Raw genomic sequence first — 23299 nt, forward strand, 5'->3', positions numbered from 1 at the left:
GGGAAAAGCTCCCATCGCGCCTGAAGCGACAGCCGTCTACAATCCGGCGTTTCGACGTGACGCCTTCCGATTACATCACGGCCAATCCATCACCGAAAAAGGCATCATTGAACCGGATTTCAGCCAGAATATTCCCAGGCTCCTCGCGGCAGCTGCAGGAAGATGATAAAACCCGGCAAATGCGGTTTTTTGTAAGTGGTCGGCGATGGAAAGGAAGGAAGGAACGGCCGGCCGGACCTTGCCGGAGTTCCACCGGTTCGTCCAAAAGCCGGAAAAGCGCAGACAAGAACCTCCACTTTATGGAATAATGGCAGAGAGAGAGAGAAAGAGAGGGATTGAATAGTGGAAGGAACAAACTATCGGCGGGACTTGAATCCATTCACCGCCGTCTGGCTGCATGCCCGTGAAACCGTGCGGTATGTCATCGAGGAGAAATCGGACGGGTTCGTCTGGATCCTTGTGGCCCTCGCCGGAATATCGGGGGCTCTGCTCGGTACGCTTGATACCCGGACGAATGAGACATTTCCGGTAATCGGCATTGTGCTGGGGACCATCCTGCTCGGACCGATCGCCGGGGTGATCGGGACAGCAATTTCAGCTGCGGTTTTCCTGCTTGTGGGGAAGCTGTTCAGGGGAAAGGCGACGTACCCCGATATGTTCCGGGCTGTCGCCACTGCGCAGATACCGAATATCTGGCTTCTTCCGTTCCTGCTCATCTGGATGCTGGCGTTTCCGGCGACCTTTTTCCTGGAGCCGGCAGCGGAAACACTGGTAAGCGGAGGCGAAGTCGCATGGACCGTCTTTGCGACCATCGTGCTGATCGTCGTCTCGGTCTGGGTATTTGTCATTCAATGCCAGAGCATCGGTGAAGCGCACAGGATTTCAAGCTGGAAAGGGTTCTTCATTGTTCTGGTGACCGGTCTTGCCTTTTTGGCGCTCCTTATCGCAATTGTTGTGGCCATCGCCTTCGGTGCGATGGGCTGAAGAAAGAGCTCCGAATTCGTTCGGGGCTTTTGTAGGTAAAAAATAATAAATGAATGGATTTACATATAGACTTTTTTCCTACTTTTGGTATACTTCGCTTATAACCAAGAGGTTAAGGAGAAATTTGATGTGATTCATCTATTAAGCGTTTTCCTCGCAAATATCACGTTCATCGCTTCGTTCATGGTCGTTTTCCTGAAACTGAAAGAAATGATCGTTAAAAAAGCCGGTTCTTCTGTTCAATATTATTCATGGAGTGTTCCGCTGTTTTTCAGTCTGATGAGTGTGGCGGTCATGGCGCACCCGGTCGGCGGAGCGGATTTCCTGTTCGATTTGCGGGCAGTTCCGGTTTTTCTGCTTGCCTATGTTTTCGGATGGCGGCTCGGCCTGCTCGGAGTCCTCCTTCCGACATTGTTCCATGCTTATCTCGGCGGTCCGGACGTTTTCCCGGAAGCGGCTGTCGGTATTTGGCTGCCTTACGTGACGGGCGCGGTGTTCCATCGGCCGGCGGATTATAAACCGCCGTACACGCTCATTCCGCTCCGCTATATGCTCTGCGCATTCCTGGCAAGCGCAGCGGTGCGCTTGACGGTCCTGTCGGCTGCGGTCGGCGCCGAAATGAAGCATCTTCTGATCCTGTTTCTGTTCGAACTGTCGGCCGTCCTGTGCATGGCGTTGATGCTGAACGATTCCAACCGGAAAATGCTGGCGATCCGGGAGCTGGAAATCCTGTCGCGGACGGACAGTATGACGAATCTGTATAACCTGTCCTACTTCCGTCAGAACGTGAAAAAGCTGGAGCGGCAGCGGAATTCCTTCGTCATCGCCATGTTCGACGTTGACCATTTCAAGCAATTCAACGATACGCACGGCCATCCGGCCGGAGATGCGGTCCTTCAGAAAATCGGCCGGATTCTGATGAATACGATGCGTCCCGAAGATCTGTACGCCCGCTATGGCGGAGAAGAGTTCGTCCTTTGCTTTACCGGAGTGCGGAGCCGGACGGACGCTGTGGCGATTGCGGAACGTCTCCGTCGTAAAGTGGAAAGCGAGGCGTTCCCTGGAGAAGAGACGCAGCCCGGCGGCCGTCTTACCATCTCGATCGGCTTGAGCGGGATCCTGACGGACAAAACGTTCGAAGAAGCGATTATGGAGGCCGACCAGGCGCTGTACCGCGCAAAACGGGCAGGAAGAAATCGGGTCGCCGTGTGAAATGCAGGGAAGGGGTTGCAAAGATCCGGTACGTTCGGTATAGTGGGTGTGCACCACATTTAGTGTTTGTTTTTTTAAAGATAACTACATATTGATATAGCCAGTAGAAACGGTGCCTGAAAAGGCCGAACAGGGAATCCGGTGGAAATCCGGAGCTGTACCCGCAACTGTAAGTGCTGACGACCTGCTGAATCCACTGTCACTTGTGATGGGAAGGAGGCGGGAAGGAAGAAGCGCAAGCCAGGAGACCTGCCGTTTCTGCAGCATGCAAGCTTCTCCGGGAATAGGGAGGCTGCGGCGCGGGTGTATGCTGGGAAGCAGGTTTTTTCTGTTCTTTTTCAGTTGCCGCTGCGCTGTCAGACCCCCATTCTCATACCGAGGATGGGGGTTTTGCTGTGCACTGGCGGAAGGGGGGACAGCGAATGGAACATGTGTTGCCGGCGGGCGAATCCCGGACCGTGCAGACGAAGCTGGTGCTGCCGCCGGACACGAATCACATGGGTACGATATTCGGCGGCACTGTACTTTCGTACATCGATGAAATTGCCGCAATCGCCGCGATGAAGCACAGCGGACAGGCGGTCGTGACGGCATCGATCGACACGGTGAATTTCCTGTCATCCGCGCGGACCGGTGACATTTTGACGCTGGAAGGCGCGGTGCTGTCGACAGGGAGAAGCTCCATGGAAGTGTACGTGAAAGTGCGGTGCCGAAAGGGAGATACCGGGGCGGTCATGCTGACGACCACCGCGCTGCTGACGATGGTGGCCGTTGATGCGGCGGGCCATCCGGTACCGGTGCCAGGTGTGATTCCGGAAACGGAAGAAGAAAAGCGGCTGTACCAGACGGCATCATTCAGGCGGAACCGGCGGCTGCGCATCAGTGATTTTTCAGGGGAGGCGACTTGAGATGAAGATGGAAACGGCGGAAATGAACGGTACGGTTTGGGCAGAGGTTCAGGAAGCAGCGGCGAAGTACCGGCTGGAGTCAGGCGGGCTTGAAGCTGTCATGCAAGGGAAGGGGGTGGCGGAGCAGCGGGAAGCGGTCAAGCATTATGCGCTGAATTCCGTTTCGATGGCGGAACCGGACTGGACGTATGTGGCGGCGCGGATGCTGCTGCATGAACTGTATGAAAAGGCGGCTGTTTCCAGGGCGTATGACAGCTCCGCAAAGTATGGCGGCTTGTATCCGCTGATCCAAAGCCTGACGGAAATCGGCATTTATTCGGAAGAGCTGCTCGCTGGTTATTCAAGGTCTGAAATCGAGACGATCAGCGGCTGGATCCGGCCGGAGCGGGATTTGCTGTTCAATTACATCGGTCTGTTCCTGCTGTCGGACCGGTATTTGGCGAAAGACTATGACGGCAGGCTGTTTGAACTGCCGCAGGAGCGGTTCATGGTCATCGCCATGACGCTGATGCGCGAGGAACCGGCAGAAAAGCGGCTTTCCTTAATAAAAGAAGCGTACTGGGCACTTTCGAACTTGTACATGACGGTCGCGACCCCGACGCTGGCGAACGCCGGCAAACGGTTCGGCCAGCTGTCGTCGTGCTTTATCGATACCGTGGACGACTCGCTCGACAGCATTTACCTGAACAACTGGGATACGGCGCGACTGTCGAAAGACGGCGGCGGACTCGGCGTCTATTTCGGCAAGGTGCGCGCGCTCGGTTCGGATATTAAAAAGTTCAAAGGCAATTCATCCGGCGTCATCCCGTGGATCCGGCTCCTGAACGATACGGCGGTGAGTGTCGATCAGCTCGGGCAGCGGCAGGGAGCTGTCGCCGTCTACCTGGACGTATTCCATAAGGACATCATGAATGGATTTTTCGACCTGAAGACGAATAACGGCGATGAGCGCCGAAAAGCGCATGATATTTTCACAGGAGTGTCCATTCCGGATCTGTTCATGCGGAAACTGGAGGAGACGGATGAATCGGGCCGGAGCATCGGTGAGTGGCATACGTTCTGCCCGCACCAGGTCAGACAAGTGATGGGCTGGAAAGACGCGGACGGCAATCCGCTCGGTCTTGAAGATTTCTATGATGAGACGGACCGGAGGCATTTCACTGAAAAGTACGAGGAAGCGGTGAACCATCCGCTCCTGCCGCGGAAAACATACCGGGCGATGGATGTGATGGCCCGTATCATGATTGCACAGCTGGAAACCGGAACGCCGTATATGTTCTACCGCGACGAAGTGAACCGACAAAATCCGAACAAGCATGTGAACGGGGAGGGGCGGACGTCGATTTACTGCAGTAACCTCTGTTCAGAAATCGCACAAAATATGTCAGCGACGTCAATTGTAAAAGAGTATACGGACAAAGACGGCAATGTGGTGATTGTCCGGAAACCGGGGGATTTTGTCGTCTGCAACCTGTCGTCGGTCAATTTGCCGAGAGCCGTGACGGATGGCGTACTGGAGCGGCTGCTTCCGATTCAGGTGCGGATGCTCGATAACGTCATCGGCCTCAATACGATTTCAGTCGGTCAGGCGGACGCCACGAACAAAAAGTACCGCGGTGTCGGCGTCGGAACATTCGGCTGGCACCACTTGCTGGCACTGAAAGGCATCCAATGGGAATCGGATGAAGCGGTCGCGCTTGCGGGTGAATTATATGAAGAGATTGCCCTCCATACGATCAGGGCATCTGCGGAATTGGCGGCGGAAAAAGGTGCATATCCGGCATTTGGCGGATCGGAATGGGAAACCGGTGTTTATTTTGACCGAAAAGGATACAGCGGGGCCCAGTGGGATGAAGTGCGGCAGCTTGCGGCGTCCGGCATGCGCAACGGCTGGCTCATGGCGGTTGCGCCGAACTCGTCGACTGCGAAAATCGGCGGTTCGACCGATGGCATCGATCCGCTGTACGCCGTGGAGTTCGCAGAAGAAAAGAAGAATTTCAAGTTCAAGGTGACCGCGCCGGATCTGAATCACCGGACGTATGATGTGTACCGGCGCACGCGGCACACGATCGACCAGAAATGGAGCATCCGGCAGAACGCCGCCCGCCAGCGCCACATTGACCAGAGCATCAGTTTTAATCTGTATGTCCGGCATGACATCAAGGCGAAAGAGCTGCTTGGGCTGCACCAGGAAGCCTGGCGGCACGGACTGAAGACGACGTATTACGTGAGAAGCACATCGCAGACGGAACTGGAAGCATGCGAAGCGTGCGAGAGCTGAAGGAGGAATGGACATGAAGACGCTGACGAAAATTCGCCTGCTGAACTCGGAGCAGCCGAACCGGTCGACAGGCATTATTAACGGGCGGTCCTCGGGCTTACTGAACTGGAATGATATCGCCTATCCGCAAATGTATGATCTGTATCAGGCGCTGCTCGCGAATTTCTGGAAAGCGCAGGAAATCAACATGCAGGATGACATTAAACAGTGGGACGCGCTCACGGAGACGGAGAAAGATGTCTTCCTGCGGGTCAATACGCAGCTTGCTTCACTAGACAGCCTGCAGACGCCGACGATGAGCAAAGTGATGGATTACGTGACGGATTCCAGTTTTAAATCGATTTTTGCGGTCATCGCCCAGCAGGAAGCGGTCCATACGGAATCGTATTCGTACGTGCTCAGCTCGCTCGTTCCGCTCGCTGAACAGAACGCACGCTTTGATCAGGCAAAAGAGGATCCGCTTGTCCAGAAGCGGAACCGCCTTATTCTGGACGCGTATGAGGAATTTATGGAATCGCCGGCGCCGGACACACTTTTCCGGCTGGCGGTGAACTCGATCAACCTGGAAGGCATTTATTTCTATGCCGGATTCGCATTCTTTTATCACTTGGCACGCCGGCAGAAAATGCTGAAGACGAGCACGATGATCAGCTATATCCAGCGGGATGAAATGCAGCACGCGTATTTTATTGCCCAGTTCATCCGGATTCTGCTGGCGGAAAATCCGGAACTGAATACGGAAGCGAATGCCGCGTATGTGCGGGAATCGATCGGCTCGGCAGTAGAGCTGGAAAAAGAGTGGGCCGACCACATACTGGCGGACATTGAAGGGATTGACCTCGGTGAATTCAAGGGATACGTCGAATACTTGGCGAACAAACGGCTCCGGCAGCTCGGATTCGACAACCTGTACGAGAGCCGGGATAACCCGATGCCGTGGATTCATGTATTCAGCGATGAAATGATGAATGAAACGAAATCGGATTTCTTCGAACAGAAATCGCGGGCGTATTCGAAAGTGTCGCAGTCCAATGGGTTCGATGAGCTGTAAACCGCAAGTGGCCATCGTGTATGCGTCAGTAACCGGCAATACGGAATTGCTGGCGAATAGGATTGCACATGAATTGAAAGCGGCAGCAGATGTGACACTGGCTGACATCAGCAGCTTTCCGGCGGAGTCGGTCACCCGCTATGATGCGGTTCTCATCGGTACATATTCGTGGGGAGAGGGGGAGATTCCGAATGCCATGCTTAACCTTTACGATACGTTCGAGTCGGCGGACTGCCGGTCGCTCGTGACAGCCGTATTCGGCACCGGCGACAGCTTTTATCCGAACTACTGCGGGGCGGTAAATGCCTTTCGGGACATGCTGTTTGTGCATACCGAGCTTGCCGCGACACTGAAAGTGGAACTGGCTCCCCAGGCAGAGGACCGGGTGCGGTGCAGGAAATTGGCACAATCGGTTTTGAATCGGCTGACAGCCATTGCGGAATGAAAAAAACAACCGGCGAAAAATCAAGCGGTTTTCGCCGGTTGTTTTAATTGACAAGTTTTAAAGAAGAGCGCCTGACCGCCATACTGCGGAAGTACTCAAAGCCCCGCGTAGACAGGAGAAAAGAATTCCTTGTACAGTTCGCGGAGGATCTTCGTTTCATCGTGTTCAAGCACACCGAAGGACAAACTGACTTCCGATGATCCCTGGTTGATCATTTCGATGTTGGCACCGGTGCGGGCGATCGCGGCCGCAGCCCGTGCGGTAAGGCCGGTTGTATGTTTCATGCCTTCACCAACGAGGACCACCATGGAAAAATGATGCCGGAAATAGACGTCGTCGGCCTGCAGTTCCGCCTTTACCCGTCCGACGATCCGTTCTTCCTGTCCGGGCCGCAGCTGCCGGCTGCGGATGATGATGGACAGATCATCGATTCCCGAAGGGACATGCTCATAGGAGATGTGTTCTTCCTCGAGAATCTGCAGCAGTTTCCGGCCGAAGCCGATTTCGCGGTTCATCAAGTACTTGCTGACGTAGAGGATGGAAAAGCCGCTGTCCGACGAAATTCCGGTGACCGGCCGTTCCGAGAAGTCCCGTTCCGCTGTAATCATCGTTCCGGGTGCATCGGGATTATTCGTATTTTTGATGCATAACGGCACTGCCGCCCGGTAGACGGGCATGAGCGCTTCGTCATGGAGCACGGCGAAGCCCGCATAGGACAGTTCCCGCATCTCGCGGTACGTCATGCGGCTGATGCTGGCCGGCTGATCGACGACGCGGGGATTGGCGGCGAATACGGAATCGACGTCCGTGAAATTCTCGTACAGCTCGGCCTGGACGGCGGCGGCAAGGATGGAACCGGTGATGTCGGATCCTCCCCGGTTGAATGTCCGCAGCGTGCCTGAAGCCGAAAAACCGAAAAATCCGGGGAAGACAGAGATTTTCTCCCGATCCTTCAATGCCGCAAGCCGGCTGTGCGCTTCAGGGAGCAGCCGGGGATAAGCGGGCGGCTCGTCCAGGAGCAGCCCGGCGTCTTTCGGGCTGCAGTATTCGGCAGCCAGGCCGATTGAATTCAAGTAAGCGGCGAATAGGCGGGCGGACGTATCCTCGCCGCTCGCTTTCAGTGTATCGAGGAAAAGGGGTGGATTGTCCCGGTTTGTATGGAGCCGGTTGTACAGATCCTCTTCGATGGCCGGAAGCAGGCCGGTATCCAGTCCGAGTCCGCTGATGATTTCATCGTAGCGGTCCATGACCCGCCGGAAGCCGTTTGCTGTATCTCCGCCCGACAAAGCGGCGTCAGCGAGCGAAATGAGGAGATCCGTCATTTTCGTGTCTTCTTCGAACCGTTTGCCGGGGGCTGAAACGACGATGATCCGACGGGCCGGATCCGATGTGACGATCGCGGCCGCCTTTTTGATTTGCTGCGCACTCGCGAGGGAAGTGCCGCCGAATTTACAGACTTTCATTTCATCCCCACCTTCTTTATTATCAAAATTTGCGAATTTGGTTGTATTGCCTGACAATGACCTCTATAATGACAGAATCACAAGGGCGTTGGGTATTCCCACTAGTGTACAGAGAGCATGGAGGTGCGTCAATTGGCAAATAAGGTATCAGTCGGATTATTGGGATTCGGGACGGTCGGAAGCGGGGTTGCTGCAATCGTCCAGCAGCATCAGCAGGACTTGCTGCATAAGCTTGGAACGGAAGTGTCGATCGATAAAGTGCTTGTTAAAGACATCACAAAAAAACGGGATACAGGGCTGCCTCCGGACGTCTTCACCGCTGAATTGGATGAAGTGATCGGAGACGCTTCCATCGATATCGTCGTGGAAGTGATGGGCGGCATCGAGGAAGCGAAACAGGCGATCGAGCAGTCGCTGCGCGCCGGAAAGCAAGTGGTGACGGCCAATAAAGATGTCATGGCGCTGTACGGTCATGAGCTTCTGCAGCTGGCGGACACGGAGAAGCAGGATCTGTTCTACGAGGCGAGCGTCGCGGGCGGGATCCCGATCATCCGGACGCTCGAAGACGGCTTGGCATCCGACCGCATTTCGAACCTGATGGGAATTGTGAACGGGACGACGAATTTCATCCTGACGAAAATGAAACAGGAAAATATGAGCTATGAAGATGCCCTCGCGGAAGCGACGGCCCTCGGATTCGCGGAAGCGGATCCGACTGCGGATGTCGGCGGCCTTGATGCGGCACGAAAAATGGTCATCCTGTCATCCCTTGCCTACTCGACGGAAGTATCGCTTGAAGACGTCCTCGTGAGAGGCATGGACGAGATCCGGGACGGCGATGTGGAACTCGCATCCCGCATCGGCTACACCATCAAGATGGTCGGTGCTTCCCAGACGGATGAAGACGGGATCGAAGTGGTATCCGAACCGGTTTTCCTGCCGGATGCGCATCCGCTGGCTTCTGTGAACAATGAATTCAATGCCGTCTATATCCATGGTGCGGCTGTCGGGGAAACGATGCTGTACGGACCGGGAGCCGGGTCGCTTCCGACGGCGACTTCTGTTGTGGCGGATGTCATCGCGGCCTGCCGCAATCTGCTGCTGGAAGTGAACGGGAAGCGGCAGCATGCTCCGCAGCACGAGCGGGCGATCAAGCCGCCGGATAAACAGATCGCCAAGTACTTCCACCGGCTGTCTGTCGATGATGAAGTCGGCGTGCTGACCAAGGTGACAGCGGTCTACAGCGGACGGGGGGCGAGCTTGGCATCGGTCATCCAGCACCCGGGCGAAGAAGAAGGGAAAGCGGAACTGCTCTTGGTCACGCACCGCATTTCCCGGCAGCAGCACCTGGACATCACAAAAGATCTGGAAGGGCTGGCGAGCATGATCAGCCATTACCGGATCGCAGGGGAGGAATCGGTATGATGTGGCCCGGTCTGATCGAGCGCTATAAGGAATGGCTGCCGGTGACGGAAGCGACGCCGGCGCTGACCTTGCAAGAGGGCGGCACACCGCTGATCCGGCTCGATACACTGTCGGAAAAGTGGGGGATCGACCTTCACGTGAAGTTTGAAGGGGCCAACCCGACCGGTTCATTCAAGGACCGCGGCATGGTGCTGGCTGTCGCGAAAGCGAAAGAAGAAGGGAAAACGACGCTCATTTGCGCTTCCACCGGCAATACGTCCGCTTCCGCCGCCGCCTATGGCGCCCGTGCCGGCCTCCGGACGGTCGTCGTCATTCCGGAAGGGCGGATCGCGCTCGGCAAACTGGCGCAGGCGAAGATGTACGGGGCGGAAATTCTGGAAATCGAGGGCAACTTCGACGAAGCGCTGGAAATGGTACGGGAGCTTGGCCGGGAAGAGCACATCGCGCTCGTCAATTCCGTTAATCCGTACCGGCTGGAAGGGCAGAAGACCATCGCGTTCGAAACTGTGGAACAGCTCGGAGGCGTACCGGATATTTTCGCGCTGCCCGTAGGGAATGCCGGCAATATTTCGGCTGCCTGGAAAGGGTTTACGGAATATGCGGAACGGACCGGAGCTAAACGGCCCGAACTGCTCGGTGTGCAGGCGGCGGGTGCTGCTCCGATCGTGACCGGGAAGGTCGTCGAAAATCCGGAAACGGTGGCGACCGCCATCCGGATCGGCAATCCGGCCAGCTGGCAGCTGGCATTGGATGCGCTGCGGGAATCGGACGGGACCATTCTGGCGGCGACAGACGAAGAAATCCTGGAAGCGTATCAATTGCTTGCCTCGACAGAAGGGGTATTCGCGGAACCGGCATCCTGCGCTTCCATCGCCGGTATCAAAAAGCGGGCCGAAAGCGGCGAATTGCCGAAAGGCGCTTCGGTGGTCGCGGTCCTGACAGGCAATGGCCTTAAAGACCCTGACACCGCCATTTCCGTCAACCGGCAGAAGGCAACGCTCAAATCGGAAACGATCGATCGGTTCTTAGCGGAACTGCGGCGGGGCGTGGAAGCATGAGCGGGCATCAGTTTTCAGTCCGTGTTCCGGCATCCACTGCCAATCTGGGCCCGGGGTTCGATTCCATCGGCCTTGCGCTCGATCTGTACTTGTCTGTGCATGTCACACCTGCGGCGGAATGGCGCATCGACTATCTGGATGCGGATCATCGCCATTTGCCGGCAGGTCCGGATAATCTGATCGTCAAGGCTGCCCGCGCCGCTGCAGCGGAAGCGGAGCAGGCGCTGCCTGCTGCGCACCTGCAGGTGAAGTCGGAAATCCCGCTCGGAAAAGGCCTCGGCAGCAGTGCCTCCGCCATCGCGGCCGGAATTGAAATCGCCGATCAGCTGCTCGGCCTCGACTGGCCGATGAGCAGGAAAGTGGAAATCGGCAGCCGGCTTGAAGGGCATCCCGACAATATTTCAGCTTCCCTCATGGGCGGGCTGACCATTTCTTATTATGATGGGGCGGAGTTGGAGACGGTCCGGGTGGCGGAGCCGGCCATCGGGGTTCTGTTGCTTGTTCCGGCGGCTTCACTGCTCACCGCTGAGTCGAGAGGGCTGCTGCCGGATGAAGTCGCCCACCATACCGCGGTTTCCGGCAGCGCGGCGGCCAATGCCATGAGTGCCGCGCTTGTCAGCGGCGACTGGCAAACGGCTGGACGGCTGATGGAGCGGGACGTCTTCCACGAACCGTACCGGACCGGACGGCTCCCTCATTTCGACGAGATCCGGCGGACCGCCCGAATCCTCGGCGCTTACGGTTCTGCCATCAGCGGCGCAGGGCCATCGATTTTCGTCGCAGTCCCTCAAGGGAAGGAAATGATGATTGCTGCGGAATTGCGGGTGCTTTATCCGCAATACGACTGCATGGTGACAAAGCCTTCCATCTGGGGCGTCAAGTCGAAAGCCGCATCCTGTAAAGGGTGAAGAGCTCTTCATTTCATGCTGACGGGAACGCCCTGATGTATTAAGCTGCGGAAGAACTGCGGATCCTCGCGGATACGATACACAGAGTGGAAATGGCTGTCTGATGGAATCGGGAAAGGAAAAAGAACTGCTGCAGTACATATGAAAAAGCTTGCTCCATTCTTCCGGGGCAGGCTTGCTTCGTTCCACTCATTCCGAAAGAGACGTTTTAATTTGCAGACGGTTTTTGCGGAATGTTATTATAGTTATAACATAAGGTAACTATTATAACGTAAAGGACGTGAAGGTATGGCGGCTGCAGAAAGACGTTTGACGCAGATCGGTAATTCAGTGGGATTGACTTTGCCGAGCGATATGCTGAAGGCACTGCAATTGATTAAAGGCGATGAAGTGCGAGTAGAACTGGTCGGAAATCAAGTCGTCATTAAGAAAGCGCCTCGCATGGTTTCTTTGCCTGATGGTATTCCGGCAGATTTTTTCGAAGTGCTTGAAGAAGAAATGGAAGCGCACCACGAGGCACTGAAGGGTTTAGTCAATAGATGAAGACTGTTTTCATCACCGCTGAAATGGCCATTATGATTAACCAGAAAGTGATTTTGGAACACTCGGCAGATGAACAGCCGGGCGTGAAAGATCACGCACTTTTGGATTCTGCGTTAAAGAGGCCGCAGCAATCGCTTTTCGGGGAGGATGCCTACCCCTCGATTCATGGAAAAGCTGCTGCTCTTTTGGAATCTCTGGCTCAAAATCACTGCTTCCATAACGCCAATAAACGGACAGCTATCTTATGTACAGCGGTTTTCTACCGCTATAATAGCTATACGTTGCGTTTTCCCTCTCCCCGAACTGAAGAGGATTTTGTTGTGGACGTTGTGAAACGTGCTTACACAACCGAGGAAATCAAAGAAGTATTAGAACAACATGCAACACCGATTGAATCACCGAGCTGAACACAGAAACCCCTTCCCGAATGATTCCGGGAAGGGGTTTTCGCACGGCTGCATTCATTTTACCACGAGCACCGGACAGTCGACGCGCTTGATGACTTTGTGGCTGACGCTGCCGAGCACCATTTCCTGCAGTGCATTGAGGCCGCGGCTGCCGATGATCAGCATGTCGAAATCGCCGTCGTTGGCGAATTCGACGATCGCCGGCCCCGGTGTGCCATGGAGGATTTTCACCACATAGTCGACACCGTTCGTCGCCAGCGCTTCTTCGATCGGCTGAAGCCGTTTGCGGCGGGCAAGATCGAGTTCTTCCGTGCTGTTGCTATGGAGCACTTCCGTTTTCGCGTTGTTATGGTCGGCGACGTAGACGACCGTCAATTTCGATTCTTTATTGAACGCGGCGACTTTGATCGCTTCCCGTGCCGCGCGGATCGAATGGTTCGAGCCGTCGACAGCGAGCAGTATGGATTGATACATCAACGTTTCCCCCTTTTAATGTGAAGGCAGTTTGGCGTGTTCGCTATCGAACACGGCGATTTTCTCGACCAGTCGGCGGCTCGGGCCGTCAAGCCCTTCAATGACGACGTGATTATCCGCATTTTTCAGCTTCAGCACGACGCGGTCGACTGCGCCGACACCGGAATCGTCCCAAATGTGGGCGGCAGTGAAATCGAGAATGATTTTTTCATTTCGGACGTCCGTGTCGATGGCGTTGACGAAATCTTCGACAGAAGCGAAGAACAGCTGGCCTTCGACTGCATAGCGTGTCGTCCCGGCTATGATGGTTTTATTGACACGGATCTTCGAGATCTTCGCGACGAATAAAACCGCGCTTAAGATGACACCGGCGATGACGCCTTTCGACAGGTCGTGCGTGAACACGACAATGGCGACGGTCGTCAGCATGACGAGCGCATCCCCTCTTGGCGCTTTTTTCATATAAGAGAACGACGACCAGTCGAACGTGCCGATCGACACCATGATCATGATGCCGACGAGGACCGCCATCGGAATCTGGACGACGAGCGAACCGAGCACGAGGATCAGGAACATCAGGAACACGCCGGCGACGAACGTCGACAGGCGGGTGCGCCCGCCGGACTTCACGTTGATGACCGATTGGCCGATCATCGCGCAGCCCGCCATGCCGCCGAAGAAACCGGTGATGAAGTTGGCGATGCCCTGGCCGCGCGCTTCCTGGTTCTTTTCGCTGCCTGTGTCGGTCATATCATCGACGATGGTGGCCGTCAGCAGTGATTCCAGCAGTCCGACCACCGACAAGGCCAGTGCATACGGCAGGATGATCATGAGCGTTTCAAGCGTGAGCGGTACATTCGGAATCAGGAATGCCGGCAGCGACTGGGTAATCGTTCCGAGATCGCCGACTGTCCGCAGTTCGAAATCCGAATAGATCGCAATGGATGTCAGGACGAGAATCGCGATGAGCGGCGCCGGGATCGCCCGGAAAAACCGCGGCAGGAGATAAACGATGACAAGCGTGATTGCGACGAATACATAAGTCATATTCGAAATGCCGAGGAAATGCGGCACTTGCGCCATGAAGATGAGGATTGCGAGCGCATTGACGAATCCGATCATGACCGCGCGCGGGATGAACTTCATCAGTTTGGCGACTTTGAATACGCCGAATAAAAGCTGGAATACGCCGGTCAGGATCGTGGCGGCGAGCAGGTAATCCACACCGTACTCCCGCACGAGCGGCGCGGCGACGAGCGCCATGGCGCCGGTCGCGGCGGAAATCATCGCCGGACGGCCGCCGATGAACGAAATGGTGACGGCGATGATGAACGAAGCGTACAATCCGACCATCGGATCGACGCCGGCAATGATGGAAAACGCGATCGCTTCCGGAATGAGCGCGAGTGCGACGACGATTCCGGACAGGACATCACCCTTTATGTTGGAAAACCATTGCTGATTAATAGAGTCTGTCAATTCCTTCAATCCTTTCGTTTTGAATCACGAGGGGCAGTATAGCACGTAATTTCCCAAAAAGGAACCGTAAAGAAACGATTGGGAAGTTTTTTTGAAAGGATGTGCTATAATGGACCGCGTGAAAAATACGGAGGGTGAAAAAATGAACTATGGTTATATGCGTCCGCTTGCGGATGATGAAGCGAACCGGCGGCAGCTCGAGAAGCTGGAAGCGGTAGAGGGAATCCGCGTATTCGGGGAAACCCATGCGGGGGCGAAACGCCGCACCGTGCTGGATGATCTGCTTGGAAGGCTCGGTGAAGGGGATGCCCTGTATGTCTGCAGTCTCCCGGTGCTCGCGGATTCGACGCGTCATTTATTGGATATCATCCGGCAGCTGGACGGCCAGGGTGCGGTTCTGCATGTGCTGGCGGGCGGCATCACTACCGAACAGACATATTCTTTCCGGACCATTCTGGAAGAACTGGCGCAGTTCCAGTCGGATATCATCAGTGAGAAAACGAAAATGGGGCTTTTGGAAGCGCAGAAAAAAGGGCACAGCGCGGGCCGTCCGAAAAAATCACGGGATGCCGTCGAGGAAGCGATCGCGATGTACCATTCGAAGCAGTATTCACTTGAGGAGATCAAGGAAAAGACCGGCATCAGCAAGTCGACGCTGTACCGGAACCTGGAAAGCTGAGAGGAGGGAAGGGGACATACCGATTCTCGTTCCTTGTATTCTGATGACAATTCCAGCGGTGATCGACACGAGACTGACTTTCCGCATAAGAGCCGGTACCCGAATCGGGTGCCGGCTTTTTCAGTCAATTATCAGCTTCCGGTACAGCGCAATGCCGATCGGGTGATACATATCATCGCGCGGAGGCTCGATAAGGACGCCGCGCTGATAGTAGAATTCCGTTTCGGGATAATCCTTGAAAAGCTCCCTGAATTCATCCTGCGTAAGCTGGTGGGTGTGGAACGGATCATTGCTCGGTTTTCCGCGTCCCCGTCCGAACGGTGTGGACAGGATGAGCGTGCCGCCGGGGTTCAGGCGAGACATGAGCCGGTCGAGAAACAGCCGGTCATCCGGCACATGCTCGATCGTTTCGAAACTTATAATTGTATCGAACGGACCGATTGATTTCATGAACGTACTGTCGAGTGCGTTTCCCTGCAAATAGCGGGCAAGCGGATGATGATAGCGTCCGCGCGCGTACGTGATCGCTTCCTGCGACAGATCCACACCGGTGACGCTGTTCACTTTTTCTTTGCAGGACTTTGCGATGAGCTGCGTCCCGTATCCGGCGCCCGCAGCAATATCCAGTACATCACCGGTGCAATAATGAATCGCGAAGTGATAGCGCGCGATATGCTCGAGCAGCATGCCGTTCATCGGATCCATCTGGTCCGGTATGATGCGTTCTTCCGTCGGGCGCATAGGGCATGCTCCTTTCCTGGTTCATTCTACTACTGTAGCACAGCCTGAGCGCCGGTTTCGTGGAATTCAATCGGAACTTAGTGGAATTCAATCGGAACTTAGTGGAACTCAGAAGGAAATTAGTGGAATTCGCAGCCAATTTAGTGGAATTCAGACCGGAACTAATGAAACTCGCATAGTTCAACAGAAAAAAGGCCGACTCTCAAAGAGCCGGCCTTTTCATCATTTATTGTGCAAAAAACACTTCATAGTACCGGGAGAAGGCTACGGCGAAATCGCCGCGCGTCACTTGCTCGTCCGGACTGAACGTCGCTGTCACCGTCGGTTCGAGATCGTATGTGCCCTGTTCAACCGCGAACTGTGCGTTTAAGATGTTCAGATCAAGTGCATACTGGACATATCCTTTCAGATGGGCCGGAATTTCACCTTGATCCGTGATGGCTACGCGTGTGTCGCCATACTGGACCGTCACATCACCCGTGAACGCTTGCGCTTCATCTTCAAGTCCAAGCGCCTGGACGAGCGAGTAGGCGAGTTCCGCTTTTGTCACGTGGCCTTTCGGGTTGAACGTCCCATTAGACGCCAGCGTCATGACACCGGCATCGAACTGGTCATAGTCCCGGAATGCCGCGCCTTGCGCCGTGACTGCCTGGGCGAAAGGCAGCAGTTCCGCTGAGACATCTCCAAAGGCCGGCGCCTCAGATAAGTTCTGGCGAACCTCGGCGCCCATAACGAGGTAAGTAGCGAGTTCCGCGCGATTCAGTTTCGAATCCGGCTGGAATTTGCCGTTTTCGTACGAATCAAACAGGCGGTTCTGGATACCGAAAGCGATGGCTTCTTCTGCTTCGTGGCCAGCGATGTCATCCGCGCCGGTCAGTCCGCTGATTCGTGTCGTTTTGATCGTTCCCTGGACAGTTTCCGGAACCGCCAGGCCGACCGGATTTTCTTCCGTGCCGTGGAGGCCGCGCACTTCCAGTTTCCATTCACCTGGCTGCGGACCATTGACGACCACCGTGCGCTCGTATGTCGTGGCGAACAGGAGGCTGATCCCGGAACTGTACTCCGTTCCGTCCGGCGCAATCAGGACGAGATTCACCGGATTGCCCGTCTGGCCGATCAGGCCGGCCGCATCCGCTTTCGCTGTCAGGACGGAAGTGCCTTCTTCAACAGTAAATGCGTGCTGCGTGCTGACGCTGAACGTGTAATCGACTGCGAAATTTTCCGTGTTTGATTCCGATTGGACGGAAGCATTGAAGTCTTTCGTGCTGTTGAGCGTCGCGCCGTACTCTGTTCCGTTGAATGCCGCGTCGATCGCCGCGTAGGCGTTCAAGTAGCCGGCTCCGACTTCCCATGTCTCATAGCCCGGCATGTTCGTCGCCGTATCTGTAAAGATTTCTTTGATGTCGTCAGGTGACAGCGTCGGTTCCGCATCGAGGAGGAGCGCTGCTACGCCGGCCGCATGCGGTGTTGCCATGGAAGTTCCGCTCATGATGGTGTAATACGGCACGTGGGCAGGATCGAGCGTGTTGATATCCTGCTCGGCAGCCAGTGAGGACACCGGTGCGATGACGCGTGTGGAAACGATGTCGACACCAGGCGCTACGATTGTCGGCTCATCTTTCCACGTCCACGTCTGGCCATCCAGCTCGAATGTGCCGCCGACTCCTTTCGTACCTCTGGAAGAGAAGTCAACGAGCGTGCCATCTTTTACACCGGCCCCGACTGAAATGACCCACGGTGCTTTCGCGTATGGGTTATGCGTGTTTTCGCCCGGCCCCGAGTTCCCGGCAGCGAATAAAACCGTGATTCCATGATCGTAGGCTTTCTTGCTTGCGATGTTGATCGGATGGAGCGGATCGAAATCACCGGAAGATCCCCACGAGTTCGTGATGATCCGGATGTTGTACTCCGACTGGTGTGTCAAGGCGTAGTCAAATCCGCCGATGCCGTCGAGGACGAACAGGGCAGCGCCTGAACCGTAGCCGATGAGGTCAGCACCCGGTGCGGCTCCCGCATAAAGTCCGTCAGACATGACGCCTGTCCCGCCGACTGTGCCGGCGACGTGCGTCCCGTGACCGGAATTCGTATCGGTGTTAATCACACCTTCCGTGTAAGATACAGGGACGATACCGACAATGTTTTGGAGGTTCGTCTGGCCCAATACATTCTGGACGAGGTTGCGGCCGAATTCATGGTCTTTATGCGTGCCGTCCACGCCCGAGTCATTGACGACGACGCCGATCCCTTCACCGGAAACGGGGAAGCCGCCGTTCAGTTCCTGGAAGGAGCGGTCTGTCTGTGCTTTATCGACGCCTGTGATTTTGGTGGCGTCCGCATTATAATATTCCAGTTTTTCATTCAGGAAGACAGAGAGGACTTCTTCGCTCTGAGCGAGTTTCTCGACTTGTGCTTTTGTCGCGATGGCGCCGGCGATCGGCAGGCTTTCCATGGCGATGGCCGAGTCGATGCCGAGCGTTTCGAGGAGATCGAGCTGACTTGCTGTCGGTTTCGCGTCTCCTTTGAATGTGATGACAACTTGCGCAGCATCCGCTGACTCGAACGCCGACCAAACTTTTTCGTCTACAGCGGCGAGAGAATCAGCTGTTGTGTTCGCAGCGGCTGCAGCCGGGAGAAGCGACAGGACGAGGAACACGATGCTTAGGACGGACAGGAATTTTTTCATCTTTCAGCCTCTTTTCATAATAAAATTAAAATTCTTACTTTTATTATGGGAAATTTACAAGGCTGTTGCTATTCCGCTAAGGACGTATTTTAAGAGACCGGGAGGACTAACCCTCCTACTGCAGACGGCGTATTTTTGAGGAAATGCGTTTAGAAGGGATGAGAAGGCGGGTAAACTGTTTTGTTTGAGAGATAGAAGCAGGAAGAAAAGACAAGAGGATTCCGGAAGGGAAACCGGCCTTTCCCGGCCGGTTTTTCTTTGAAATCGCCGGAACCGGAATCCCGCTGTCCCGGCAGCGGGGAAGTCAGATCAGCGGGACGAGCTTGTTCTGTACCGCATAGATGATCGCCTGCGAACGGCTTTTGACATCGAGTTTCCGGTAAATATTGCTGACATGGATTTTGACCGTTTTATCACTTATATAGAGCCGGCCGGCGATTTCCTTGTTGGAGAGGCCTTCAACGAGGCACATGAGCACTTCTTTTTCCCGGGGGGTGAGCTGGGAATCCCCGGATTTTGGGTCCGACTGGTGGAGTGACAGCAGTTTTTTCGTCATCGCCTGCGGAATGACGGATTCCCCGCTGTTGACGGTGCGTATCGCTGCGACGACGTCTTCCGACGGCGAATCTTTCAGCAGATAGCCATCCGCGCCCTCCCGGATGGCCGCCATGAAATACTCATCGTTCTTATACATGGTCAGCATGATCACTTTGATCGCCGGATGCTGGGCCTTGACCCGTTTGGTCAGTTCGATGCCATCGACGTCCGGCATGTTGATGTCCATGAGGATGACATCGGGCGTCCCGGTCCCGAGCAGCTGCTGCAAATCTTCGCTGCCGGTCGCTTCACCGATCACCGCCATATCCGGTTCTTGTGAAATGATTGTTTTCAGGCCATCACGCAGGATGGCGTGGTCATCGACTAAAATGAGGTTAATCAACCGCTTCCTCTCCTTCCAATGCCGTCTTCGGAATCCGCATGGTGATTTCCGTTCCGTCCGGGCTGCTGTCGATCTGGAGGACCGCTCCGATTTTCGCGGCGCTCTCGTTCATCTGGATGATGCCGTAATGCGGTTCTTTCATTGCCTTGGCCATGGCTTCATAAAGGGAGAAGCCGATGCCGTCGTCTTTGATTTTCAGGAAGACCTCGTTGTGCTGGTAGCGGAGCAGCACATCGATCCGCGCAGCATTTGCATGTTTGATGGCGTTCTGGACGCTTTCCTGCATAATGGAAAAAACCGTTTTCTCAGCAGGCAGGCTGAGCCCGAACCGGGTACCCTGGCTCCGGAAAGTGAATTCGGGACCGCGGGCGTACTGCTGGCGCAGCCCGCTGATCTTGTTTTCGATCGCTGCATGGAGGCCGAGTTCTTCGGGCGGTGTCGGCCGGAGCGAGTAGATGGAATTCCGGACTTCTTTCAGGCCATCCCGGAGGATGCCGCTGCTGTCCTCGACAAGCTTTCGGGCTTCTTCGGGGCGGCCGCCGATTTTTTTGGCGGCGGTGTCGAGTTTCATCACGGCGCCGGCCAGTGTCTGGGCGATCCCGTCATGGATGCCATGGGCGATCCGGTTCCGCTCTTCAAGCAGGACCCGCTGTTCTTTTTCATTGAACAGCCATTTGGTCTTCAGGAATATGGCCAGCTGGTTCGCTGCTGTCTGGCTCGACCGGACGTCTTCATCCGTGAACCCGCGGGTGCGGGTCTTGGTCAGGATGAGGCAGCCGATCAATTCATCATCCAGCGTGAGCGGCGCATATACAGCGGTCTGTACGTTTTCGCGAAACCCTTCAGAGAGCGGCGCATGGCTCCAGTCCGGCTTATTATAGACGGCGGTCCGGCGGAGCTGTTCCAGCCGGCTGAAGCCGCTGCTGTCCTCGGGCATGGTGAAGGTGCCGTCAGAAAGGGCGAGCTGCCAGCCAGTTTTCTCATCCTGGATCAGCAAAAAGCATTCTTCGTAAGAGACGATCTGCCTGATCTGTTCCCGGATGTGTCCTTCCCAGTCTTTGGCCGGAATCGCTCTGTTCAATTCGGAAGAAAAATCGAACAGGGCCTTCAGCCGCTGTTTATCCGCCCGAAGCCGGATGATCACCGAGCTGAGGATGGACAGGAACATGAGCGGGGACAGGAAGAAAAAGTAAGTGAAAACATCCGGCTCCCTGCGGGTTTGGCCGCCGAGGAAATGAAGCAGGAACCCGTAGACGAGCGAAATGGCGAAACTGAACAGCTCGCCGCGCGTTTTTGCCGCCCACACAGCGAACGGATATTTTTCAGGCCGCATGATCAGGACGAGGTCGACAATGGTATTGTTGATAATATAGTACACGCAGATGAATGCTAAAAACAGGACCGCCACCGGCACGGCTCCGGATTCGGCGCCGGGCAGGAGCGAAGAAAAAACGAGATGGGCGGCACCGAGACTCAGCACGAACTGTGCCGGGTTGAAGAAAACGATCCGTGCGGGCCGCCTGTTCAAGAGGGCTGCCGCCAGGACGGACAGGAAGTGGAGCACGGCCGCCACTTCAAAGCCATAAATCAGGTAGACGAGATAAACGACAGGAAAGGAAAGCGATGAGCTCCCTTTCGGAAACGGCATGGGGTAATACTCACAGACAAAAAGGAACACCATGAGCAGCAGCAGTTCGACCGGATCACCGAAAGCCGGTAAATTCAGGACCGAATAACCCCCGAGTGTCCAGCCGGCAGCGGAAATGGCCGCCATATACCATTGCGGGAGCCGCTGCCTGCCGGTCGCTGTTTTCATATGAGATCCCCCCTGTTCTCGGCGGCAGGAGCGGGGACGGACCCTTCTCCAGCCGTTTTCTCGGTCATTTTCTTACTATTTTAGCAGTCTTGCGGGAAAATTGGTCCATTTTTTTGAAAACTTCCCCGGCACAGTTGAAAGCCATCGCACAGCGGCGGCGGAAGGAAAGGAGGAACAGGCAGATGACCGAACATGAATGGGACCGGAAGCTCGGCATCCGGACAGCGGGCACCATTACAGGGATCTACCAGTCCGCGCACTATAACCGGTACGAAGCGACGCCCTACACGGGGCTGGATCATTTATTCAATAAAGGAGGCATCGAACCGTCCGGCGGCTTCGTCGATTTCGGAAGCGGCAAGGGACGGGTGCCGTTTTTTGTCCATGACCGATTCGGCGTGCGGGCGACGGGTGTGGAGATGAGCGGGCACCTGTACCAGGAAGCGCTCGAAAACCAGGCGGGCTATTTAGCGAGAACGAAGCAAAAGTCAGGGAGCGTGCGCTTTCTGCGCTGTCTGGCGGAGGAATACGAAGTGGAGCCGGATGATTCCGTGTTTTATTTTTTCAATCCGTTTTCGGTTCAGATTTTCATGACGGTCGCCGGCCGGATCCTGAAGTCGGCGGAAGCGAAGCCGCGTCCGGTTACGCTCATCCTTTATTTTCCGACGTCGGATTACACCGAATTCGCGGACCGGACGTTTGAACGGATCCTGGAAGTGCCGGTGCCGGAGCTTTACGAAAAAAACAGCAACGAGCGGTTTTTAGTTTACCGGAAGGAATGAAGGATGTATGGCAGTTCCCGTTTCGGGGTATAGACGGTAGACAAGCAACCGGAATTGGAGGAAACTGCATGAAATGGAGAGGGCGAAGAGGCAGCCGGAATGTGGAAGACCGGCGCGGCAAAAGAACAGGCAGAGCCGGCGGGCCGGTCATTGCCGGCGGCGGGCTCGGCGGAATCATCATTGTGCTCTTATTCGTATTCCTCGGCGGCGATCCGGGTGCGCTGCTCGGCGGCAGTGAACCGGCGCCTGCGAGTGATGTGCCGTACGAAGCGACAGCGGAAGAAGAGGAGCTCGCGGATTTCGTGTCGGTCGTCCTGGCGGATACCGAGCAGGTGTGGAGTGAACTGTTTGCGGAGCAAGGCCTCGAATATGTGGAACCGACACTTGTCCTGTATACGGGGGCGGTCGATTCGGCATGCGGAACAGCGAGTTCGGCAGTCGGGCCGTTTTACTGCCCGGGCGATCAGAACTTATATATCGATTTAAGCTTTTATCAGGAGCTGCGCCAGCAGTTCCAGGCGCCCGGCGATTTTGCGATGGCGTACGTCATTGCCCACGAAGTCGGACACCACGTGCAGACGCTTCTCGGCACGACCGAACAGCTTCAGCCGCTGCGCGAAAGGCTGAGCGAGGAAGAATACAACAAATATCAGGTGAAGTTCGAGCTGCAGGCGGACTACTTTGCCGGCGTGTGGGCGCATTACGCGGAAGGCATGGGCTACCTCGAAGAAGGGGATCTTGAAGAAGCGCTGACAGCGGCAAGCGCGGTCGGTGATGACACGATCCAAAAACGATCGCAAGGCTATGTTATGCCGGAGAGCTTTACGCACGGCACGAGCGAGCAGCGCCAGCGCTGGTTTTACCACGGTTTCGAGACGGGGATGATCGAAGGCGGTGACACCTTCAACGCGACAGATCTATAGAGAAAGCAGACCGCAATCCGCACGGGTCGGGTTGCGGTCTTTGCCTGTGCGCTTCTGTTTGCGTATAATCAGACGGATAGAGGGGAAAAATAGGAAA

General features: G+C 55.6%; 21 protein-coding genes and 1 riboswitch. Of the genes, 14 read left to right on the forward strand and 7 right to left on the reverse strand.

The window, feature by feature from the left end; translation table 11 throughout:
- The first annotated feature begins 342 nt into the window (after positions 1 to 342).
- The 6 genes from CCE92_RS09395 to CCE92_RS09420 all read left to right on the forward strand — a co-directional run bounded on the left by CCE92_RS09395 (position 343) and on the right by CCE92_RS09420 (position 6881).
- The gene (locus CCE92_RS09395) at positions 343 to 984 is read left to right on the forward strand and encodes a YIP1 family protein (RefSeq protein ID WP_162287854.1); all 642 of its coding nucleotides are present in this window, start codon (positions 343 to 345) and stop codon (positions 982 to 984) included.
- Between the two features lie 129 nt (positions 985 to 1113).
- Complete coding sequence (locus tag CCE92_RS09400) at positions 1114 to 2196, forward strand: GGDEF domain-containing protein (RefSeq protein WP_088007275.1); 1083 nt, start codon at positions 1114 to 1116, stop codon at positions 2194 to 2196.
- Between the two features lie 93 nt (positions 2197 to 2289).
- Positions 2290 to 2467, forward strand: a riboswitch (cobalamin riboswitch).
- 151 nt (positions 2468 to 2618) lie between these two features.
- Positions 2619 to 3104 carry an acyl-CoA thioesterase gene (locus CCE92_RS09405; RefSeq protein ID WP_088007276.1) on the forward strand — a complete coding sequence of 162 codons (486 nt, stop codon included), beginning with the start codon at positions 2619 to 2621 and terminating at the stop codon, positions 3102 to 3104.
- A gap of 1 nt (position 3105) precedes the next feature.
- Positions 3106 to 5385 carry a ribonucleoside-diphosphate reductase subunit alpha gene (locus tag CCE92_RS09410; RefSeq protein WP_088007277.1) on the forward strand — a complete coding sequence of 760 codons (2280 nt, stop codon included), beginning with the start codon at positions 3106 to 3108 and terminating at the stop codon, positions 5383 to 5385.
- A 13-nt stretch (positions 5386 to 5398) separates the two neighbouring features.
- Positions 5399 to 6436, forward strand: a complete 1038-nt coding sequence (locus CCE92_RS09415) for a ribonucleotide-diphosphate reductase subunit beta (RefSeq protein WP_420913234.1) — start codon at positions 5399 to 5401, stop codon at positions 6434 to 6436.
- Positions 6417 to 6881, forward strand: coding sequence for a flavodoxin domain-containing protein (locus tag CCE92_RS09420; RefSeq protein ID WP_088007279.1), 465 nt, complete (start codon positions 6417 to 6419; stop codon positions 6879 to 6881). Before CCE92_RS09415 ends, CCE92_RS09420 begins: the two co-directional genes overlap by 20 nt.
- A gap of 95 nt (positions 6882 to 6976) precedes the next feature.
- Here CCE92_RS09420 and CCE92_RS09425 read toward each other — a convergent pair whose 3' ends face one another.
- Complete coding sequence (locus CCE92_RS09425) at positions 6977 to 8344, reverse strand: aspartate kinase (RefSeq protein ID WP_088007280.1); 1368 nt, start codon at positions 8342 to 8344, stop codon at positions 6977 to 6979.
- A 132-nt stretch (positions 8345 to 8476) separates the two neighbouring features.
- Here CCE92_RS09425 and CCE92_RS09430 point away from each other — a divergent pair, with 132 nt between their 5' ends.
- The 5 genes from CCE92_RS09430 (at position 8477) to CCE92_RS09450 (ending at position 12685) form a co-directional block, all read left to right on the forward strand.
- Positions 8477 to 9769, forward strand: coding sequence for a homoserine dehydrogenase (locus CCE92_RS09430; protein ID WP_088007281.1), 1293 nt, complete (start codon positions 8477 to 8479; stop codon positions 9767 to 9769).
- Positions 9766 to 10827, forward strand: coding sequence for a threonine synthase (thrC, locus tag CCE92_RS09435; protein ID WP_088007282.1), 1062 nt, complete (start codon positions 9766 to 9768; stop codon positions 10825 to 10827). The genes CCE92_RS09430 and thrC overlap by 4 nt, the downstream gene beginning before the upstream one ends.
- Positions 10824 to 11735 (forward strand): homoserine kinase, encoded by a 912-nt coding sequence (thrB, locus tag CCE92_RS09440; protein WP_088007283.1) that lies wholly within the window; start codon positions 10824 to 10826, stop codon positions 11733 to 11735. The genes thrC and thrB overlap by 4 nt, the downstream gene beginning before the upstream one ends.
- A gap of 288 nt (positions 11736 to 12023) precedes the next feature.
- Complete coding sequence (locus tag CCE92_RS09445; protein ID WP_088007284.1) at positions 12024 to 12278, forward strand: AbrB/MazE/SpoVT family DNA-binding domain-containing protein; 255 nt, start codon at positions 12024 to 12026, stop codon at positions 12276 to 12278.
- Positions 12275 to 12685, forward strand: a complete 411-nt coding sequence (locus CCE92_RS09450; RefSeq protein WP_088007285.1) for a type II toxin-antitoxin system death-on-curing family toxin — start codon at positions 12275 to 12277, stop codon at positions 12683 to 12685. The genes CCE92_RS09445 and CCE92_RS09450 overlap by 4 nt, the downstream gene beginning before the upstream one ends.
- Before the next feature lie 54 nt (positions 12686 to 12739).
- On the opposite strand, the gene CCE92_RS09455 is transcribed toward CCE92_RS09450, so the two are convergent.
- Positions 12740 to 13159 (reverse strand): universal stress protein, encoded by a 420-nt coding sequence (locus CCE92_RS09455; protein ID WP_088007286.1) that lies wholly within the window; start codon positions 13157 to 13159, stop codon positions 12740 to 12742.
- Between the two features lie 15 nt (positions 13160 to 13174).
- A complete protein-coding gene (locus CCE92_RS09460; protein WP_088007287.1) occupies positions 13175 to 14638 on the reverse strand; it encodes a SulP family inorganic anion transporter in 1464 nt (487 codons plus the stop codon).
- 142 nt (positions 14639 to 14780) lie between these two features.
- On the opposite strand from CCE92_RS09460, the gene CCE92_RS09465 reads away from it, so the two are divergent.
- Positions 14781 to 15317 carry a recombinase family protein gene (locus CCE92_RS09465; protein WP_088007305.1) on the forward strand — a complete coding sequence of 179 codons (537 nt, stop codon included), beginning with the start codon at positions 14781 to 14783 and terminating at the stop codon, positions 15315 to 15317.
- A 120-nt stretch (positions 15318 to 15437) separates the two neighbouring features.
- Here CCE92_RS09465 and CCE92_RS09470 read toward each other — a convergent pair whose 3' ends face one another.
- From CCE92_RS09470 to CCE92_RS09485, 4 genes are all read right to left on the reverse strand, one after another.
- Positions 15438 to 16058, reverse strand: a complete 621-nt coding sequence (locus CCE92_RS09470) for a class I SAM-dependent methyltransferase (protein WP_088007288.1) — start codon at positions 16056 to 16058, stop codon at positions 15438 to 15440.
- Between the two features lie 226 nt (positions 16059 to 16284).
- Positions 16285 to 18741, reverse strand: coding sequence for a S8 family serine peptidase (locus CCE92_RS09475; protein WP_088007289.1), 2457 nt, complete (start codon positions 18739 to 18741; stop codon positions 16285 to 16287).
- Positions 18742 to 19045: 304 nt separating this feature from the next.
- Positions 19046 to 19681: a response regulator gene (locus CCE92_RS09480; protein WP_088007290.1), complete on the reverse strand. Its 636-nt coding sequence runs from the start codon at positions 19679 to 19681 to the stop codon at positions 19046 to 19048.
- Entirely contained in the window at positions 19674 to 21497 is a 1824-nt protein-coding gene (locus CCE92_RS09485) for a GAF domain-containing sensor histidine kinase (RefSeq protein WP_241535952.1), read from the reverse strand. The genes CCE92_RS09480 and CCE92_RS09485 overlap by 8 nt, the downstream gene beginning before the upstream one ends.
- Before the next feature lie 182 nt (positions 21498 to 21679).
- Here CCE92_RS09485 and CCE92_RS09490 point away from each other — a divergent pair, with 182 nt between their 5' ends.
- Together CCE92_RS09490 and ypfJ are read left to right on the forward strand one after the other, a co-directional pair.
- Positions 21680 to 22279, forward strand: a complete 600-nt coding sequence (locus tag CCE92_RS09490; RefSeq protein ID WP_088007291.1) for a class I SAM-dependent methyltransferase — start codon at positions 21680 to 21682, stop codon at positions 22277 to 22279.
- A 68-nt stretch (positions 22280 to 22347) separates the two neighbouring features.
- Positions 22348 to 23202, forward strand: coding sequence for a KPN_02809 family neutral zinc metallopeptidase (gene ypfJ / locus CCE92_RS09495; RefSeq protein ID WP_088007292.1), 855 nt, complete (start codon positions 22348 to 22350; stop codon positions 23200 to 23202).
- Positions 23203 to 23299: the final 97 nt, after the last annotated feature.

The organism is Indiicoccus explosivorum (genome assembly GCF_002167005.1).
GTDB lineage: Bacteria > Bacillota > Bacilli > Bacillales_A > Planococcaceae > Indiicoccus > Indiicoccus explosivorum.

Coding starts and splice junctions, on each gene's coding strand:
- CCE92_RS09405 (WP_088007276.1), top strand. CDS start 2,619: ATGGAACATGTGTTGCCGGCGGGCGAATCCCGGACCGTGCAGACGAAG.
- CCE92_RS09410 (WP_088007277.1), top strand. CDS start 3,106: ATGAAGATGGAAACGGCGGAAATGAACGGTACGGTTTGGGCAGAGGTT.
- CCE92_RS09415 (WP_420913234.1), top strand. CDS start 5,399: ATGAAGACGCTGACGAAAATTCGCCTGCTGAACTCGGAGCAGCCGAAC.
- CCE92_RS09420 (WP_088007279.1), top strand. CDS start 6,417: ATGGGTTCGATGAGCTGTAAACCGCAAGTGGCCATCGTGTATGCGTCA.
- CCE92_RS09425 (WP_088007280.1), bottom strand. CDS start 8,344: ATGAAAGTCTGTAAATTCGGCGGCACTTCCCTCGCGAGTGCGCAGCAA.
- thrC (WP_088007282.1), top strand. CDS start 9,766: ATGATGTGGCCCGGTCTGATCGAGCGCTATAAGGAATGGCTGCCGGTG.
- thrB (WP_088007283.1), top strand. CDS start 10,824: ATGAGCGGGCATCAGTTTTCAGTCCGTGTTCCGGCATCCACTGCCAAT.
- CCE92_RS09445 (WP_088007284.1), top strand. CDS start 12,024: ATGGCGGCTGCAGAAAGACGTTTGACGCAGATCGGTAATTCAGTGGGA.
- CCE92_RS09450 (WP_088007285.1), top strand. CDS start 12,275: ATGAAGACTGTTTTCATCACCGCTGAAATGGCCATTATGATTAACCAG.
- CCE92_RS09455 (WP_088007286.1), bottom strand. CDS start 13,159: ATGTATCAATCCATACTGCTCGCTGTCGACGGCTCGAACCATTCGATC.
- CCE92_RS09465 (WP_088007305.1), top strand. CDS start 14,781: ATGAACTATGGTTATATGCGTCCGCTTGCGGATGATGAAGCGAACCGG.
- CCE92_RS09470 (WP_088007288.1), bottom strand. CDS start 16,058: ATGCGCCCGACGGAAGAACGCATCATACCGGACCAGATGGATCCGATG.
- CCE92_RS09475 (WP_088007289.1), bottom strand. CDS start 18,741: ATGAAAAAATTCCTGTCCGTCCTAAGCATCGTGTTCCTCGTCCTGTCG.
- CCE92_RS09485 (WP_241535952.1), bottom strand. CDS start 21,497: ATGAAAACAGCGACCGGCAGGCAGCGGCTCCCGCAATGGTATATGGCG.
- CCE92_RS09490 (WP_088007291.1), top strand. CDS start 21,680: ATGACCGAACATGAATGGGACCGGAAGCTCGGCATCCGGACAGCGGGC.
- ypfJ (WP_088007292.1), top strand. CDS start 22,348: ATGAAATGGAGAGGGCGAAGAGGCAGCCGGAATGTGGAAGACCGGCGC.